Here is a 16,330-nt window from a genome sequence, read left to right as displayed (position 1 = left end):
CCCCGCTCTCTTAATTTAATTCACGTAAAAAACTTTTTCCAAACTGTGGCATCTTCACACCGAAGTTCTCAGCTACAGTCGCGCCAATATCAGCAAACGTTGAGCGCACGTCAATCTCTTTACCAGTTTTCATACTCGGGCTATAAGCTAGCATTGGAACATATTCACGTGTATGATCTGTACCATGATGAACCGGGTCATTTCCATGATCAGCTGTAATAATTAATAAATCATCATCGTTTAATAATGGAAATACCTCTGCTAAACGATCATCGAATTCTTCAAGAGCTTTTCCATATCCTTCTGGGTCACGACGATGACCAAACAACGCATCAAAATCAACTAAGTTTAAGAAACTTAATCCGTTAAAGTCCATTTTTAATGTGTCAATTAGCTTATCCATTCCATCCATGTTGGACTTTGTACGAAGTGACTTTGTCACGCCTTCCCCATCATAGATATCAGAAATTTTCCCAATGGCAATGACATCAAGATTGCTATCTTTTAATTCATTCATGACTGTGCGACCAAACGGCTTTAGTGCGTAGTCATGTCGATTTGCTGTACGTGTAAAATTGCCTGCCTCTCCAAGGAATGGACGAGCGATAATACGCCCAATCATATATGGATCGTCTAGTGTAATCTTGCGAGCATACTCACAAATCTCATATAGTTCTTCAAGCGGCACTACTTCTTCATGAGCTGCAATCTGTAGCACAGAATCTGCTGAAGTATATACAATTAACGCACCTGTTTTAACATGTTCTTCGCCAAGCTCATCTAAAATTTCTGTTCCTGACGCAGGCTTGTTACCAATAATTTTACGTCCTGTTTTCTCCTCTAGCTTTTTAATAAGCTCATCTGGGAATCCATCAGGAAATACGTTAAATGGTGTATCAATATTAAGTCCCATGATCTCCCAATGCCCCGTCATCGTATCTTTCCCTGCTGAAGCTTCTTGCATCTTTGTGTAAACCGCTAACGGCTGTTCTGCTGGTTCAATTCCTTTAATTGGACGGATGTTACTTAAACCGAGCTTGCTCATGTTCGGCATCTTTAAGCCGTTGCGATGCTCTGCAATATGCCCAAGTGTATCTGCTCCCAAGTCATTGTATTTTTCTGCGTCTGGTGATTCGCCAATTCCTACAGAGTCCATAACAACTAGGAATACGCGCTTGTATGTAGATGATGACATCTTCATTCCTCCATATTTGTTGTAAATTTCACTTCACTCATGAAGCTATAATAAACCATACTGTAATCGTATAGTTTCCAATATATTATAAAATTCCCTTTAAAGAAAAGTTTAACCATAATCTTTATTGGTCAGAAGTCTGACCTCTATAGTATAAAAGGTTTTTTCTAATTTGTACACAGAAAATGAAAGTGTTTTCAATTAAAGAACGACATTGCTAGAAACAATGCCGTTAACCCTCTACCTTTAAGCACGCGGATGAAACTGATTATAGACATCTTTCAACCTTGTTTTTGTTACGTGCGTATAAATTTGAGTCGTCGAAATATCTGCATGCCCCAACATTTCTTGAACTGCTCGAAGATCCGCTCCATTTTCAAGCAAATGTGTAGCAAAAGAATGTCGCAAGGTATGAGGCGTTAATTCTTTTTCAATACGCGCATCTTTCGCTAATCCTTTTAAAATCTTCCAGAACCCTTGCCTTGTTAGTCGTTTGCCGTGATGATTCACAAACAAAGCATGTTCTCCCTGCTGCTTTTTCGTTAAAACAGGACGAGCCTGTGCTAGGTACGCTTCAATTGCTTCCGTTGCCATTCGTCCAAGTGGCACAATTCGCTCTTTGCTACCTTTTCCAAAACAACGAACAAAGCCCATTGTTAAATGTGCATCTTCTATGTTTAAGTTCACAAGCTCTGACACACGCATGCCCGTTGCGTAGAGAAGCTCCAGCATCGCTTTATCTCGCAATCCAAACGGCGTAGACGTATCAAAGACTGACAGAAGTGCTTCTACTTCCTCTGCATTTAATACTTTCGGTAGTTTTCGTTCAAGCTGCGGCGTTTCAATATGAACGGATGGATCTTGTTCAGTCACTTTCTCTCGAAGTAAAAATTGGTGAAACGAACGAATCGATGCGATATGCCTGGCAATTGTTTTTGATGATTTTTGCTGATCTGTTAAATGCTTAAGAAAACTCACAATATGTGCTCTCGTTACAGCATTCAGGTGATTCAACTGCTCGACATGTTCTAAATACTGACTATATTTCTTTAAATCCCGCTCATACGAATCGATTGTATTTTTAGCTAAACCTCTTTCTACTATTAAATAGTGAATAAAATCTTGAACTTGATCCTTCAATTGCCTCTACTCCCCGTTTTGATAAAACATAAATAATCTTTCAATCCACGTTTGATCTTCATATACATTCATTTGCATTACTTTCACTGCTGATCCGCTCGGCTCATCATAGCGCTTATAGTCTTGGTATTCTCCTGACACCCATACCATGCCGAAATAGAATAGTAGCGTGCAGCCTGTAAATAAAATAAATACTTTACAACTATTATATACTAGCTCAACCCATGATTTCATTAGACATATCCTCCAATTTTCAACACTATTAAAAGATATGCCAATCTGGACATGTTTTATACCTACTTTACCCTACCTAATTCAGGATTAATTAATGTAAATAAATTACAAATATGTTAAAATACATTTAAAGGAGGTAAAACAATGACCACTACTTATTTTTAATTGCTTTAGTATCAACCGCAATATGGTATGAAGTCTCTCGAGAAACAATGAAACCATCTAAAGAAATAAATAACTACAAGCTTATTACGCTACTATCTGCGGGTACTCTACTAGCCGTACCATTAACGGTTTCACTTTTTCAAAACCTTCCATTCTATTAACTTTCTACGACTAAGCTAAGCGCTTATAAATACAGCACTGAGCTTAGTTGTTTTCAAAAAAAAACAAAAACCTTCTCCCAAAAGGAAAAGGCTTATTTCACTCGTCTTTGTTTTCATCTTCGTCTTGACAACGATGACAAATGCCATGAAACGTCAAGCGGTGATCTTTAATTTTAAAACGCCACTGCTTTTCAACAATCTCTTCTACATCTTCAAGCAAGTCCTCTTGAATTTCGTCCACTGATCCACATTCGATACAAACTAAGTGATGATGAAAGTGTGCAGCCCCTTCTTGACGAAGGTCGTAGCGAGACACGCCATCACCAAAGTTTATCTTATCAACAATTTTTAATTCTGTTAGTAATTCTAAAGTTCGATAAACAGTTGCTAAACCAATTTCCGGAGACTTTTCCTTGACGAGGAGATACACATCTTCGGCACTCAAATGATCCTCTTCGTGTTCAAGGAGTACTCTTACAGTCGCCTCACGTTGAGGTGTCAATTTGTAGCTTGCTGAGTGCAACTGTTGCTTTATTCGCTCAACTCGATTTTCCATAACATTCCCTCCCTCGCCATTCACTCATTTATTATATCAAATGTGGAAGGGGTGTCAAAATAAAATTATTATAACGTAAATAAAAGAATGTTTTTAAAATAAGAATAACTATTATTTATTTACTAAGCTCATCATCGTTTTCATTAATGTAGGAGAAACATAACCTTCAATTAAGGATGCACACGCAATTAGAACAAATACTCCTACTAGGATACCACTGTAACGAAAGAAAGAAGCAGCCACCTGTTCCTTTGCTCCCTTAAAGAACTGCTGACGAATAAGCTTTAGAGAAAATGCTACGGAAGCTGTTGTTAAGATTAAAAATGCAGGTATTAAGAAAATGTTTTGTGGCATTACCGAAACAAAAGATAGCGCAAAGCCGGAAAGCCCCATACGATTCACTAAAAATCCAACCGTAAACCCAATAACCATTCCTTTAATAAAAAGTAAGATTAACACGACTGGTAGGCCGATGATGGCTATACCCAAAATCCAAATAAGTCCTAGATATTTTACGTTATGAAAAAAGCTTTGTTGAAACATTTCAGTACTTGTGGCGACTTCTCCAGTTTTCACTAGGCCAAAGAAACGGTTTAGATAAAAATAAAGATCTTCTTTTTGATCGACAGTTAAGCTATTGACTACGATAGCTCCAAAGATAATCCCCATTAAAAACAACACTGTTACAAATAAATAAATTGAACTATTATCACGTAAGTGCTGTGTATAAGCACGCTTCACCCACATTTTTCTCATCGTCTTCCCCCTATCAATCACTTGATAGAGTATATGATAGATTCAGCGCAACTATGACAGAGATTACTCTGCTTTTTATAGTAGAATTGAATGTTAGTTACTCTCCTAGGGCACTTCGAAGCTGTAAATATTGAACGGCATACGCTGTTTTGGCATCGTAAATTTCATTTACTTGAATCATGTGAAGCGCTTCTTCGATGCTTACTTCCACCACTTCAACAAATTCATCCTCATCTAGGCTTGCTTTTGTTTCCATAACTTCTAACTTCTCAGCTGTATAGAGATGTACAAGTTCATCGGCAAAGCCAGGGGACGTATAGAAAGAAATAATATGTTTCAGTTCTTTACATGTATAACCCGTTTCCTCTTCTAGCTCACGTTTTGCTGTGGCGATAGGTTCTTCTCCTTTTTCAAGTTTACCTGCTGGAATCTCCACTAAAACTCGATCCATCGCTTTACGATATTGCTTGACCATTACTAGCTTATGGTCAGCCGTTAATGCAATAACAGCAACTGCTCCAGGATGCTTAACAACTTCTCTTGTGCTCGTTTTCCCGTTCGGGAGCTCTACCTCTTCTACCTGTAAATCAATCACTCTTCCTTTAAAAATCTCTTTTTTCGCAAGCGTTTTTTCAATTAAATGATCCATTTTATCCACCTCGTTCTAAATTTAAATCCTTTACATATATTCTATCATATGACTTTTAGGAGGTAGAAGAAATGAAAGTTTATGTAGAAGGTAAGCAAGTAATTCTAGTAGGCAAAGCATGGGAAATCCGTCAAAAGCTAAAAGAATATGGTGCACATTTTCAATACGTTCACGAATGGGTCTCTTCTATTTCAAATGAATCAAAAAAGGTAATAAACAGTTAAGCAGTGCTAGCTAAGCGCTGCTTTTTTTTATGCATCGTTGAGTGAATTAGTTGAGTTTATAAAAATATCCAGGCTACAATATAATAGATAAAACGGATTTAAAGGAGTGGATAGGATGAAAAAAAGGCAGCTAGGTTCTTCCAATCTATTGGTTAGTGAAGTTAGCTTGGGATGTATGTCTCTAGGAACAGATATGAAAAATGCTGAGCGCATTATAGATGAAGCCGTTGATCTTGGTATCAATTATTTTGACACGGCTGATTTATATGATTTTGGTATTAATGAAGAGATTGTTGGTCAAGCGTTACAACATAAACGACAAGATATTATTTTGGCTACAAAAGTAGGAAACCGCTGGAATGATGTTGAGGATGGTTGGCGCTGGGATCCATCAAAAGCATACATAAAAGATGCTGTAAAAGAGAGTTTACACCGACTAAAAACTGATTATATTGATTTATATCAGCTGCATGGAGGCACAATTGAAGACAACATTGACGAAACAATTGAAACGTTCGAAGAGCTAAAAAAAGAAGGACTCATTCGTGAATACGGAATTTCGTCTATACGCCCAAACGTTATTCGCGAATTCGTAAAAAAATCTTCAATTGTGAGCGTAATGATGCAGTATAGCCTATTAGACCGTCGACCTGAAGAAAGCGTGCTTCCCCTTTTAAACGAACATACTATCAGCGTGGTAGCAAGAGGTCCCGTTGCAAAAGGATTGCTAACCAATCAAGCTTACCAAAAGCTTTCTTTAAATAACTCAGGTTATTTAACTTATACGAAAAAAGATTTAGAACAGCTTATACCTGCTCTACAGACAGTGGAACCAGACTTAAATCACGCAGCGTTAAGTTACTGCCTTTATCATCCTGCTGTTGCGTCAGTAGTAGCTGGAGCAAGTAGTCCAGCTCAGCTTCGTGAAAATGTACAAGCTGTTGAAAAGCTTCCATTAAGTGAACTGCACTATGAAAAGCTTCAATCATTAACTCAAGCAAATAAGTACGAAGCGCACCGCTAAATAAAAGCTCTTGCCAATAAGGCAAGAGCTTTTATTTAAATTCATTCCATTTCAAATTACTTTCATTAAATAATTCTTCAAATGATTTATTTTTTTCTCTTTCTTTTCGAGCGCGCTCTTTCTCTTTTTGCTCTTCCTCAATTCTCTGCTCTTCACGCTTCGCAAGCGCATGTTTTTTTGCCTGAAGCTGCTTTACTAAATCGCTATTCAGTTGATCTTTTAAGCTAATTTGATCATCTTTCTTCTTTTGGCTGTTCTTTTGCTTTTGTTTTGCCATCATTATTCACCCACTGCAATTAAATTATGATAGACATTTTACCATAAGCAAATACCTACAACAATTAATTAAAATGCATCTAGCTTTACATTTTCGTCTACTGCTAAATCTGGAGCGGTTGATTGAATAATATCATCGACCGTATAGCCTGATGCTACTTCTATAAGCTTTAGTCCGCTATCGGTTACATCAATCACAGCACGATCCGTAATAATGCGGTTCACAACGCCTTGACCTGTTAAAGGAAGCGTGCATTCTTTTAAAATCTTAGGCTCGCCTTTTCTAGTCACATGTTCCATAATAACAATAATGCGCTGAGCTCCGTGGACAAGATCCATGGCCCCACCCATGCCTTTAATCATCTTTCCTGGAATCATCCAGTTTGCTAAATCACCAGTTTCAGAAACTTCCATACCGCCTAAAATCGCAATGTTAATATGACCACCACGAATCATTCCAAACGACTCAGCGCTATCGAAATATGCTGCTCCATCAATGGCTGTTACGGTTTCTTTACCGGCATTAATTAAATCTGGGTCTACGTCTTCTTCTTTTGGATACGGTCCAATACCTAATAATCCATTTTCTGACTGCAGTACCACCGTTTTATTGTCTGAAATATAATTGGCAACAAGTGTTGGAATACCAATACCTAAGTTTACATAAAATCCATCCTGAATTTCTTTTTCTGCTCGCTTTGCAATTCGCTCTCTTACATTTACACCATTTTCAATCATCATAACCGCTCCTCTCGTTATTTTTGAACCGTTAAGCGTTCAATACGTTTTTGCTGTTCACCAACAATTAAAGACTGAACATAAACACTCGGTGTATGAATCATATTTGGATTTAATGTACCGGTTTCGTGAAGTTCTTCTACTTCAGCGATTGTCACTTTACCTGCAGCTGCAATCATTGGACTAAAGTTGCGAGCTGTTTTATTGTATATAAGATTTCCCATGTAATCAGCTTTCCAAGCTCTTACCAAGCTGACATCTGCCACTAATGCTTCTTCTAATAAATATTCTTTGCCATCAAATATTCTCGTTTCTTTTCCCATCGCAATTGGCGTGCCAACTCCTGCTGGTGTATAAAAAGCTGGAATCCCTGCTCCTCCAGCACGAATCTTTTCTGCAAGCGTCCCTTGTGGTAAGAGCTCTACTTCAATCTCTCCTGATAGAACTTGACGCTCAAATTCTTTATTTTCACCAACATAGGAACCTATCATCTTTTTAATTTGCTTGTTTTTTAATAATAACCCTAGTCCCCACTCATCAACTCCACAGTTATTGGAGATAACCGTTAAGTCTTTCACCCCTTTTTCGACTAACGCTAAAATGAGATTTTCCGGAATGCCACAAAGACCAAATCCTCCAACCATAATTGTCGAACCATCTTTTACTGGCTTAACTGCTTCAATAAATGATGTATGTACCGGTTTCATACATAACCCACCCCTTTGATTTTTTGAAAACGCTTACTTTTTTATTATAGAATATTTAGAACTTTTTTTAAATATATAACTAGCAATTATAAGTAATTATTTTTTCGTTCGAAAAAGTTATAGGTATTTTCTATACTATATGCCCACTATTTAAGAACGTTCACTTCGTTTAAGAATATATATCATAAAAAAAAGCCATGAATGGCTAAAATAGCTTCATGGCTTTTTGTTTTATTATGGACGTTCTACTAATGTAGCCACACCTTGTCCGCCACCAATACATAGCGTTGCAAGGCCTAGCTTCGCTTCACGTTTTTGCATTTCATGAATAAGAGAAACCAACACGCGAGTTCCACTAGCTCCTATTGGATGTCCTAGTGCAATTGCTCCACCGTTAACGTTTAATGTTTCTTGGTTAAATTTAAGCTCACGATCAACAGCAATTGACTGTGCTGCAAACGCTTCGTTTGCTTCTACTAGCTCAACATCCTCTAAAGATACTGCTGCTTTTTCCAATGCTTTTTTTACAGCGCTTACTGGGCCGATTCCCATAATACTTGGGTCAACACCAGCACTTGCATTAGATTTAATTGTTACTAAAGGTGTTAAACCTAGCTCATCTGCTTTTTGACGGCTCATTACAACAACAGCTGCAGCACCATCATTAATACCAGAAGCATTTCCAGCAGTTACAGAACCATCCTTTTTAAATGCAGGACGTAACTTGCCTAAGCTTTCTGCTGTTGTACCAGCACGTGGAAACTCATCACGATCAAAAATGGTTACTTGACCTTTGCGTCCTGGTACTTCTACAGGCACAATCTCATCTTGGAATCGTCCTGATTCAATAGCAGCCTCTGCTTTTTGCTGGCTAGCAGCTGCAAAAGAGTCCTGTTCTTCACGCGTAATGCTATATTTATCACATAAATTTTCAGCTGTAATTCCCATATGATAATCATTAAAAGCACACCATAATCCATCTTGAATCATGCTATCAACGACTTTTTGATCTCCCATTTTAAATCCATTGCGAGCATTCTTTAACAAATATGGCGCTTGGCTCATATTTTCCATTCCACCCGCTACGATAACTTCAGCATCACCAGCAAGGATCGCTTGAGTTGCAAGATGAACTGCTTTTAGTCCTGATCCACACACTTTGTTGATTGTTAATGAAGAAACTGTTTCTGGTAATCCAGCTGCAAGAGCTGCTTGTCTAGCCGGGTTTTGACCTAATCCAGCTTGCAAGACGTTCCCCATAATTACTTCATCTACATCATTTGCTGCGATTCCTGCTTTATTTAGTGCTTCTTTAATGACTACTCCACCTAAAGTTGGCGCAGAAACATTTTGTAAGCTTCCCCCAAAGCTGCCGATTGCCGTTCTAACAGCGCTTACAATGACCACTTCTGTTTGACTCATGTCGTTAACCTCTCCTTACTGTTTGATTACTGTCACATATATGCTTATTCGACAACCAACTTAATTTTCCTGTTGTAATTTCGATTATTTTGTAAAGATTTATAATTTTTATTGAATTTAAACTTCCATCCTTTAAAATAAGTAATTGAAAGCGTTATCAAAAAAAGGAGGAGAATTATGTCATTACCTTCTAAAGCAACCATCATTGAAGTGGGGCCGCGAGATGGGCTCCAAAATGAAAAAGCGTTTGTACCAACTCCTGTAAAAATTCAGTTTATTTCTTTACTAAAAGAAGCTGGCCTATCGGAGATTGAATTAACTTCTTTTGTGTCGCCAAAATGGGTACCTCAAATGAAAGATGCAAATCGAATTATGCAAGCATTTCCATTGCAGCATTCTACTAATGACCGTCATATTGTTCTCGTTCCAAATGAGCAAGGCCTAACTAAAGCTCTTGAAGAAAATTGTCAATCTGTTGCTTTATTTATCGGCGTCAGCAACTCGTTTAACCAGCATAATATTAATAAAACTACCACTGAAGCTCTTCACCAGCAGCTACCTCTTATTGAGAAGCTTAAAGAACGTAACGCCTACATTCGCACATGCATATCAACTTCCTTTTATTGTCCGTATGAAGGGAAAATTAATCCAGACAAAACCATTGAACTGTGCGCACGCTTTGTAGAAGCTGGCGTAAACGAGCTAAGCATCGCAGATACAATTGGAATGGCTAACCCCAAAGATGTTTTTACTCTCTTTTCATCATTGAAACGCGCATTTCCTACGGTTTTGCTAAATGCACACTTTCACGATACAAGAGGAATAGCCATGGCTAATATTTATGCTTGCCTTCAAGCTGGCGTCATGCGCTTTGACTCTTCAGCTGGCGGAATTGGCGGATGCCCATTTGCTAAAGGTGCAACAGGAAACATTGCAACAGAAGACTTAGTTTTTATGTTAGATGAGATGGGTGTTCAAACAAACGTTAACAGTGAAAAGCTTCTGGCTGCTGTTTCGTATATTGAACCTTACCTTTCACATCCAATTTCAAGCAAACAATATCGCCTCTATCAATTAGCTAAGCAATAAGAAAGTAAAAAAGCACGGTAGAATCTACCGCGCTTTTGCTGACTGGTCAATAATTGACATTCTTGGATTTAAAATTTGGGATGGACTTTTTAGCATGAATGTTCCAGCAGCATCACTGTAATCAATCGTCATATTATCATCCATAAACACTTGCTTTGTTTTCTCAACAAGAATGTCACCACCATTTGTTGAAACAACAACATCATCAAATTCTTTATCAGCAACAATCCAAAGTGATGTAACGCCGCTTACAACACAGCCACAGCCGTCCGTATCATATTTCAATTTTAAAAACAGAGATGAGTTTTGGTCATATTTTTCAGCCACTTTTTCAAGAGCACGATTAGTAAATGTAATATTCATTCTATCGCTCCTTTTAAATAAATGTATAAACGATGCGAACATGTTTATATAATGAAGTATAATATACAATGCTCACTCCATAAACTATTACGCTCATTAATATAGACTATGGAAGAGCGCTTATCATACATAAGGAGGAATTAACTTGTCAAAAGTTCAAATCAAGGTAATGGATAACGGATCATTTCGAGTGACTGGTGATGTTGAATTGATCGATGCTGAGGGTAATAAGTATGAAACGAAACCCTCGTTTTCACTATGTCGATGTGGCATGTCACAAAAGATGCCCTTTTGTGACGGAAATCATAAAGGTAAATTTGAGTCTTGTGTACGTGCTAAAGCCGTATTAGACGAGTAATCTGTAACTGCTTCAATGAGTAATAACTCCTCTGTATCTGGGCTAGCTACAGATTTAGATTGATTCGGATGTAATGCTGAACAAGAGGCTGTTACACCTCTCACTCGAACAATGGCTATTGATGATGAACGGGAGACTGCATTACGGTTGATGGAGGTCACACGGCATACACACGTCCTGGTAAAATGCTTTATGACCCAGCCTACAAAAAATAAGCTCATGCCCATTGAGGGCATTGAGCTTATTTTTTATAAAACGCATTTCCTGCTAGTGTTTCAACCAACCGAGGCGCAACCTGATAAATTGTAGAGCCAATGCCCATCCATCTTGGCAAGTTAATCTCTCGCTTATTGGTGCCAATAGATTCAACGACTTTTTTTGCAACATCCACTGGGTCAAGCATCATATTTTTCATGCTCTTTTCATAGGAACCTGTTTGATCGGCAATTGTAAAAAAGTTGGTTTGAATTGGACCTGGATTAACTGCAGTGACGCGCACATTAGTTTTAGCAATTTCGAGACGTAGTCCATTTGTAAATCCTAATACAGCATGCTTTGAAGCAGCGTATCCGCTAGATTTAGGCGTAGCAAGCTTACCTGCTTGAGACGCGATATTAATAATGTGACCTTCATTTCTTTCTAACATAGCTGGTAAAACAGCTTTCGTACACGCGATTAGCCCTAGTACATTTACTTGAAACATGGACGAAATTGTATCCATCGAAGCTTCCGTCACTTCCTCAAACACACCAAAGCCAGCGTTGTTAATCAGCACATCAATTTTAGGAACATCTTCCATAATTTTACCTATGACAACTTCAACATCACTTAGATTGGCAACATCTAATCGATATGTACGGCAAGTAACTCCATGCTTCTCACTAATCTGTTCTGATACTTCTTGAAGGCGGGCTTCATTTCTAGCAACAAGGATTGGGTTAGCTCCTTTTTTAGCTACTTCATAGCTAATCATTTCTCCTAATCCGCCAGATGCACCCGTAATTAAAATATACTTTCCTTTAAGATTATTCATTTTTACACCTCAATTGTACAAACTCAGTGTTTTTAATCTTATCTTTCTATACTTAAAAAAACAAGCTCAATGAGTATGATAAACAAAATGATTCCCTTCATATTGACAACTAATTTGGCGGAGGCTTTCAAGATAGTCTAGTTGCCCTACCGTTTCAGACATCGTCAACCCTAATTCTTTTTCATACACGGATGGAAACAAGAATTTACAAACATCGAATGCAGACATCGGCTTGTTCTTTAAAAGCTGATATACTTTTTCAGCTCGTTCTCTTTGCTTAGCTAGTCGTTCTGACACAAGCTTACTTACTTCATTCACTTCATCTCCATGGCCTGTGTAGATACATGAAATAGGCAATTCAGAAAGACGACGAAGAGATGCATTATATTGAAGCATTGATTTCTTTCGTTCCTCACCTTCATGATACGGAGGCTCGATAAGTGGATTAGATGAAATATGCTTAAGCAACACATCTCCCCCAATTAAAGTTTCGCTTTGCTCGTGATATACAGCAATATGACTTTGAGCATGCCCTGGCACTTCAATAATACTCCAATCTTCCAAACCTTTTATTAGACTACCTTCTTGAATTTGAGTTGTTAGTGACCTGTCACAAGAATACTTCATTGAATGACGTAAGCCTTTTAGATATTTTCGAAACCGTTCATCTACGCCAAGCTGTGTGAAGAACCCGGTGAAAAATTCGTCATACCGATCAAAAAAAGCGGAATCTTTTGAAATCCACGGCTCGTTTCTCCAATGTCCAATTACAGGTGTATCTGGTGAAAAATAATCAAGCATACCTACATGATCCGGATGATGGTGTGTCAGTAATACTTGATCGATATCTTCTACATGTAAGCCAATTTCATTTAGCTGTTTCGTAAAAGAATTCCAAGCTTCTTCGGTCTTCACCCCTGCATCAATTAAAGTAATGGATTCCCCTTTTAGTACATATACATTTACATCTCCAACTGCAAAAGGTGTTGGCAATATGAACTTGTGAATTTGTTCCTTCATAACGTTGTCCCCTTCTAAGCAATGACGTTTTCTTTAAGTGTACACGATTCCAATATACATTCATACAATATGCTTTCTTTTCTGAAAATTAGATTGACATCCATCATTTTCTCAGTGCATAATTACAACAATATGCTTATAAAATCAACTAATAGAAGAAAGCTTATATGTATTAAATCCAACGACTTCATACAGAACAAAAAGTATTTTTATTCATTAATAAGTATATAAAAAGGAGGTTCATCCCTTGATGAAACAACCATTAAATATTGCTTTTATCGGTGCTGGATCAATGGCTGAAGCCATGATTTCAGGGCTAATTAGCACAAATAAATTTAAACCTGGACAAATTCACGTTACAAATTACAGCAACGACGCACGACTTCATGAATTACGTAATCAATATAAGATTAATATTACCCGAAATATTCCTTTAATCGTTCAAAAAAGCGATGTAATTATATTGGCAGTCAAACCAAAAGACGTTGTAGAAAGCATTGAAAGTATTAAACCTTATATCCATAGAAGCCACCTTATTATTTCTGTCCTTGCAGGAGTGTCAACAACGAGCATCCTATCGTTATTTCAACACGATGTGCCTGTTGTTCGAGCTATGCCAAATACTTCTGCTTCAATTGGTTTGTCTGCAACAGCTATTTCCAAAGGAGAGCACGCTAACGACGAGCATATAAAACTAGCAGAAACTCTCTTCCATACAGTTGGAACGGTTACAGTTGTTCCTGAAGAACAGCTGCATGCCGTTACAGGCTTATCAGGCAGCGGACCCGCATACGTTTATTATTTGGTAGAAGCGATGCAAAAAGCTGCGCTACATCAAGGGCTTGAATCAGACGTAGCGAAAGACTTAATTACACAAACATTAATTGGTGCAGCTCAAATGCTTCGAACGTCTCCAAAGAGTCCTACGACGCTACGAAAAGAAGTTACAAGTCCAGGGGGAACGACAGAAGCAGGACTAGAACAGCTGACTGATTACGAATTTCAAGAAGCCCTTATCCAATGTATTGACAAAGCTACACTTCGCTCAAAAGAATTAGGCGAAGCCATTGATGAAAAAATGATGAGCAGTCGTACGTCACGTTAAAACCTCAGCATAGCGCTGAGGTTTTTTTACTAAATGACCATGAAACAGCAAAGCATATAAAGTGAAATCTACTAAAGCTCAGTGCTATAATGCATTTTGTTAGGAACTCGAAATAATGGAGGGATATGAAGTGACTGCTAAATTATTTACACCCTATGAAGTAAAAAATGTAAAGCTAAAAAACCGTATTGTTATGTCACCGATGTGCATGTATTCATGCGAAAAAGAAGACGGCATCGTAACAGATTGGCACCTAGCTCACTATACCTCACGAGCAGTTGGACAAGTTGGATTAATTATGATTGAAGCGACTGCTGTAACACCTGAGGGTCGTATTTCTTCACGTGATTTAGGAATTTGGAATGACGAGCATGTTGAGGGATTACAAAGACTTGTTAACCAAGTAAAAGCGAACGGTAGTAAAACGGCAATCCAGCTTGCACACGCAGGCCGTAAAGCAACGGTAGATGGAACAATCTACGCTCCTTCTGCTATTGCATTTGATGATGAAAGTAAAACACCTGCTGAAATGACAAAAGAAGATATTGAGCGTACAATTGCAGCTTTTAAAGAAGGTGCACAGCGCTCGAAGCAAGCAGGTTTTGATATTATTGAAATTCATGGAGCGCATGGATATTTAGTTCACCAATTCCTGTCTCCATTAAGCAATAAGCGTACGGATGAGTACGGTGGCTCTGCTGAAAACCGCTATCGTTTCTTAAAAGAAATCATTGATAGTGTACAAGAAGTATGGGATGGACCTCTATTTGTTCGCGTCTCTGCAACTGACTATACTGAAGGTGGATTAACTGTCAATGACCATGTAACATTCGCTACATGGATGAAAGAACAAGGTGTTGATCTAATTGATGTAAGTTCAGGAGCACTTGTACATGCCAAAATTAACGTATACCCTGGCTACCAAGTGCCATTTGCAGAACAAATTAAGCAAGAAGCAGCTATTCATACTGGTGCTGTGGGCTTAATTACAAGCGGTCTACAAGCAGAAGAAATTCTCCAAAGCAAACGTGCTGACCTTATCTTCGTCGCAAGAGAACTACTGCGCGACCCTTATTGGCCACGTACTGCTGCCACAGAATTAAATACAAATATTGAAGCACCTGTTCAATATGAACGAGGATGGTAAAAAAGTGAGGGTCCTTATGGCCCTCACTTTACTTTTATTCAACAGGAAAACTTGCTAAGTCTGAAGCAACCACAGTGTACTTAAATTCCTTCAGCGCGCCTTCTACTAAGCGTTCAACAGCTTGACCTTGATATCTCGCACTTATGTGAGTAAGGATTAGCTTCTGCACGTTCGCTTGCCGAGCTACTTGTGCCGCTTGCTTGGCTGTGGAGTGATAATAATCATAAGCTAGTTTTTCATCTCCCTCAGCAAATGTTGCTTCATGAACTAAAACGTTCGCATTCTCTGCAAGCTTGGTGCTATTTTTACACATTCGCGTATCGCCCAAAATGGTTACGATTTTTCCCGGTCTGGATTCTCCAATGAATTCCGCTCCGTTAATTTCTCGTCCATCTTCTAGACAAATCCTTTTGCCTTCTTTTAACTGCTTATAATGAGGTCCTGGTTGTACTCCAGCTTCCTTCAAACGCTCTACCTGTAGTGCACCCGGTAAGTCTTTTTCAACGATTCGATATCCATATGACGTCACGCCATGCTCAAGCTTTGCACATTCTACTTTAAACGTACTGTCTTCAAAAATGACCCCTTCATTCACTTCAATAACTTTAAGACCATACTTCAAGTGGGTTTGGCTAACTTCTAACGTAACTTTAATAAATTGCTCAATACCAGGGGGACCGTATACGGTAAGAGGTTCTTCTCCTCCTTGAAACGATCTGCTACCTAATAAACCTGGAAGGCCATAAATGTGGTCACCATGCAAGTGCGTAATAAAAATTTTCTCGATGCGACGAGGGCGAATGGAGGTATGTAAAATTTGATGCTGCGTTGCTTCTCCGCAATCAAAAAGCCATACGGCACTTCGCTCTTGCAGAAGCTGCAAAGCAATCGACGAAACATTTCGTTGTTTAGCTGGTACTCCGGCACCCGTTCCTAAAAATAATAGTTCCATGTGCTTCTTCCTTTCT

At 38.4% G+C, this 16,330-nt stretch carries 20 protein-coding genes; 6 read left to right on the top strand and 14 right to left on the bottom strand.

The window, feature by feature from the left end; all coding sequences use genetic code 11:
• Nucleotides 1-10: 10 nt before the first annotated feature.
• From deoB to V2145_RS02765, 6 genes are all read right to left on the bottom strand, one after another.
• Nucleotides 11-1,195: a phosphopentomutase gene (deoB, locus tag V2145_RS02790; protein ID WP_131888261.1), complete on the bottom strand. Its 1,185-nt coding sequence runs from the start codon at nt 1,193-1,195 to the stop codon at nt 11-13.
• Nucleotides 1,196-1,441: 246 nt separating this feature from the next.
• Nucleotides 1,442-2,335 (bottom strand): site-specific tyrosine recombinase XerD, encoded by an 894-nt coding sequence (xerD, locus tag V2145_RS02785; RefSeq protein WP_131888262.1) that lies wholly within the window; start codon nt 2,333-2,335, stop codon nt 1,442-1,444.
• A 6-nt stretch (nt 2,336-2,341) separates the two neighbouring features.
• Nucleotides 2,342-2,569, bottom strand: coding sequence for a YqzK family protein (locus V2145_RS02780; protein WP_025909098.1), 228 nt, complete (start codon nt 2,567-2,569; stop codon nt 2,342-2,344).
• A 423-nt stretch (nt 2,570-2,992) separates the two neighbouring features.
• Nucleotides 2,993-3,451, bottom strand: coding sequence for a ferric iron uptake transcriptional regulator (gene fur / locus V2145_RS02775; protein WP_094910708.1), 459 nt, complete (start codon nt 3,449-3,451; stop codon nt 2,993-2,995).
• 111 nt (nt 3,452-3,562) lie between these two features.
• Entirely contained in the window at nt 3,563-4,207 is a 645-nt protein-coding gene (gene spoIIM / locus V2145_RS02770) for a stage II sporulation protein M (RefSeq protein WP_094910709.1), read from the bottom strand.
• A 97-nt stretch (nt 4,208-4,304) separates the two neighbouring features.
• Entirely contained in the window at nt 4,305-4,856 is a 552-nt protein-coding gene (locus tag V2145_RS02765; RefSeq protein WP_094910710.1) for an NUDIX domain-containing protein, read from the bottom strand.
• A 71-nt stretch (nt 4,857-4,927) separates the two neighbouring features.
• On the opposite strand from V2145_RS02765, the gene mciZ reads away from it, so the two are divergent.
• Both mciZ and V2145_RS02755 read left to right on the top strand, forming a co-directional pair.
• Nucleotides 4,928-5,080, top strand: coding sequence for a Z-ring formation inhibitor MciZ (gene mciZ / locus V2145_RS02760; RefSeq protein WP_094910711.1), 153 nt, complete (start codon nt 4,928-4,930; stop codon nt 5,078-5,080).
• Nucleotides 5,081-5,195: 115 nt separating this feature from the next.
• Nucleotides 5,196-6,104, top strand: a complete 909-nt coding sequence (locus V2145_RS02755) for an aldo/keto reductase (RefSeq protein ID WP_094910712.1) — start codon at nt 5,196-5,198, stop codon at nt 6,102-6,104.
• Between the two features lie 31 nt (nt 6,105-6,135).
• Here V2145_RS02755 and V2145_RS02750 read toward each other — a convergent pair whose 3' ends face one another.
• The 4 genes from V2145_RS02750 to V2145_RS02735 all read right to left on the bottom strand — a co-directional run bounded on the left by V2145_RS02750 (nt 6,136) and on the right by V2145_RS02735 (nt 9,247).
• A complete protein-coding gene (locus tag V2145_RS02750; protein ID WP_094910713.1) occupies nt 6,136-6,381 on the bottom strand; it encodes a YqkE family protein in 246 nt (81 codons plus the stop codon).
• 68 nt (nt 6,382-6,449) lie between these two features.
• On the bottom strand, nt 6,450-7,118 hold the full coding sequence (locus tag V2145_RS02745; RefSeq protein WP_094910714.1) for a CoA transferase subunit B: 669 nt from the start codon (nt 7,116-7,118) through the stop codon (nt 6,450-6,452).
• A 17-nt stretch (nt 7,119-7,135) separates the two neighbouring features.
• Nucleotides 7,136-7,825, bottom strand: a complete 690-nt coding sequence (locus tag V2145_RS02740) for a CoA transferase subunit A (RefSeq protein ID WP_094910715.1) — start codon at nt 7,823-7,825, stop codon at nt 7,136-7,138.
• Between the two features lie 234 nt (nt 7,826-8,059).
• Nucleotides 8,060-9,247 (bottom strand): acetyl-CoA C-acetyltransferase, encoded by a 1,188-nt coding sequence (locus tag V2145_RS02735; protein ID WP_094910716.1) that lies wholly within the window; start codon nt 9,245-9,247, stop codon nt 8,060-8,062.
• Nucleotides 9,248-9,424: 177 nt separating this feature from the next.
• On the opposite strand from V2145_RS02735, the gene V2145_RS02730 reads away from it, so the two are divergent.
• Nucleotides 9,425-10,336 (top strand): hydroxymethylglutaryl-CoA lyase, encoded by a 912-nt coding sequence (locus tag V2145_RS02730; RefSeq protein WP_094910717.1) that lies wholly within the window; start codon nt 9,425-9,427, stop codon nt 10,334-10,336.
• 24 nt (nt 10,337-10,360) lie between these two features.
• Here the strand turns inward: V2145_RS02730 and V2145_RS02725 are convergent, their stop codons facing one another.
• The gene (locus V2145_RS02725; protein ID WP_094910718.1) at nt 10,361-10,699 is read right to left on the bottom strand and encodes an iron-sulfur cluster biosynthesis family protein; all 339 of its coding nucleotides are present in this window, start codon (nt 10,697-10,699) and stop codon (nt 10,361-10,363) included.
• A gap of 169 nt (nt 10,700-10,868) precedes the next feature.
• Between V2145_RS02725 and V2145_RS02720 the strand changes: the two genes are divergently transcribed.
• Nucleotides 10,869-11,057: a CDGSH iron-sulfur domain-containing protein gene (locus V2145_RS02720; RefSeq protein WP_330988118.1), complete on the top strand. Its 189-nt coding sequence runs from the start codon at nt 10,869-10,871 to the stop codon at nt 11,055-11,057.
• A gap of 241 nt (nt 11,058-11,298) precedes the next feature.
• Here V2145_RS02720 and V2145_RS02715 read toward each other — a convergent pair whose 3' ends face one another.
• Together V2145_RS02715 and V2145_RS02710 are read right to left on the bottom strand one after the other, a co-directional pair.
• A complete protein-coding gene (locus V2145_RS02715) occupies nt 11,299-12,090 on the bottom strand; it encodes an SDR family NAD(P)-dependent oxidoreductase (RefSeq protein WP_094910720.1) in 792 nt (263 codons plus the stop codon).
• A 66-nt stretch (nt 12,091-12,156) separates the two neighbouring features.
• Nucleotides 12,157-13,110, bottom strand: a complete 954-nt coding sequence (locus tag V2145_RS02710) for an MBL fold metallo-hydrolase (protein ID WP_330987302.1) — start codon at nt 13,108-13,110, stop codon at nt 12,157-12,159.
• 250 nt (nt 13,111-13,360) lie between these two features.
• Here V2145_RS02710 and proI point away from each other — a divergent pair, with 250 nt between their 5' ends.
• The gene (proI, locus tag V2145_RS02705) at nt 13,361-14,215 is read left to right on the top strand and encodes a pyrroline-5-carboxylate reductase ProI (protein ID WP_094910722.1); all 855 of its coding nucleotides are present in this window, start codon (nt 13,361-13,363) and stop codon (nt 14,213-14,215) included.
• Between the two features lie 130 nt (nt 14,216-14,345).
• Nucleotides 14,346-15,362 (top strand): NADPH dehydrogenase NamA, encoded by a 1,017-nt coding sequence (namA, locus tag V2145_RS02700; RefSeq protein ID WP_094910911.1) that lies wholly within the window; start codon nt 14,346-14,348, stop codon nt 15,360-15,362.
• 34 nt (nt 15,363-15,396) lie between these two features.
• Here the strand turns inward: namA and rnz are convergent, their stop codons facing one another.
• Nucleotides 15,397-16,314 (bottom strand): ribonuclease Z, encoded by a 918-nt coding sequence (gene rnz, locus V2145_RS02695; RefSeq protein ID WP_094910723.1) that lies wholly within the window; start codon nt 16,312-16,314, stop codon nt 15,397-15,399.
• Nucleotides 16,315-16,330 lie beyond the last annotated feature (16 nt).

This window comes from Priestia sp. GS2, assembly GCF_036409025.1.
GTDB classification, from domain to species: Bacteria; Bacillota; Bacilli; order Bacillales; family Bacillaceae_H; genus Priestia; species Priestia aryabhattai_A.
The sequence above is the reverse complement of the archived record's forward strand: the minus strand, read 5'-3'. Positions and strand labels throughout refer to the sequence as shown.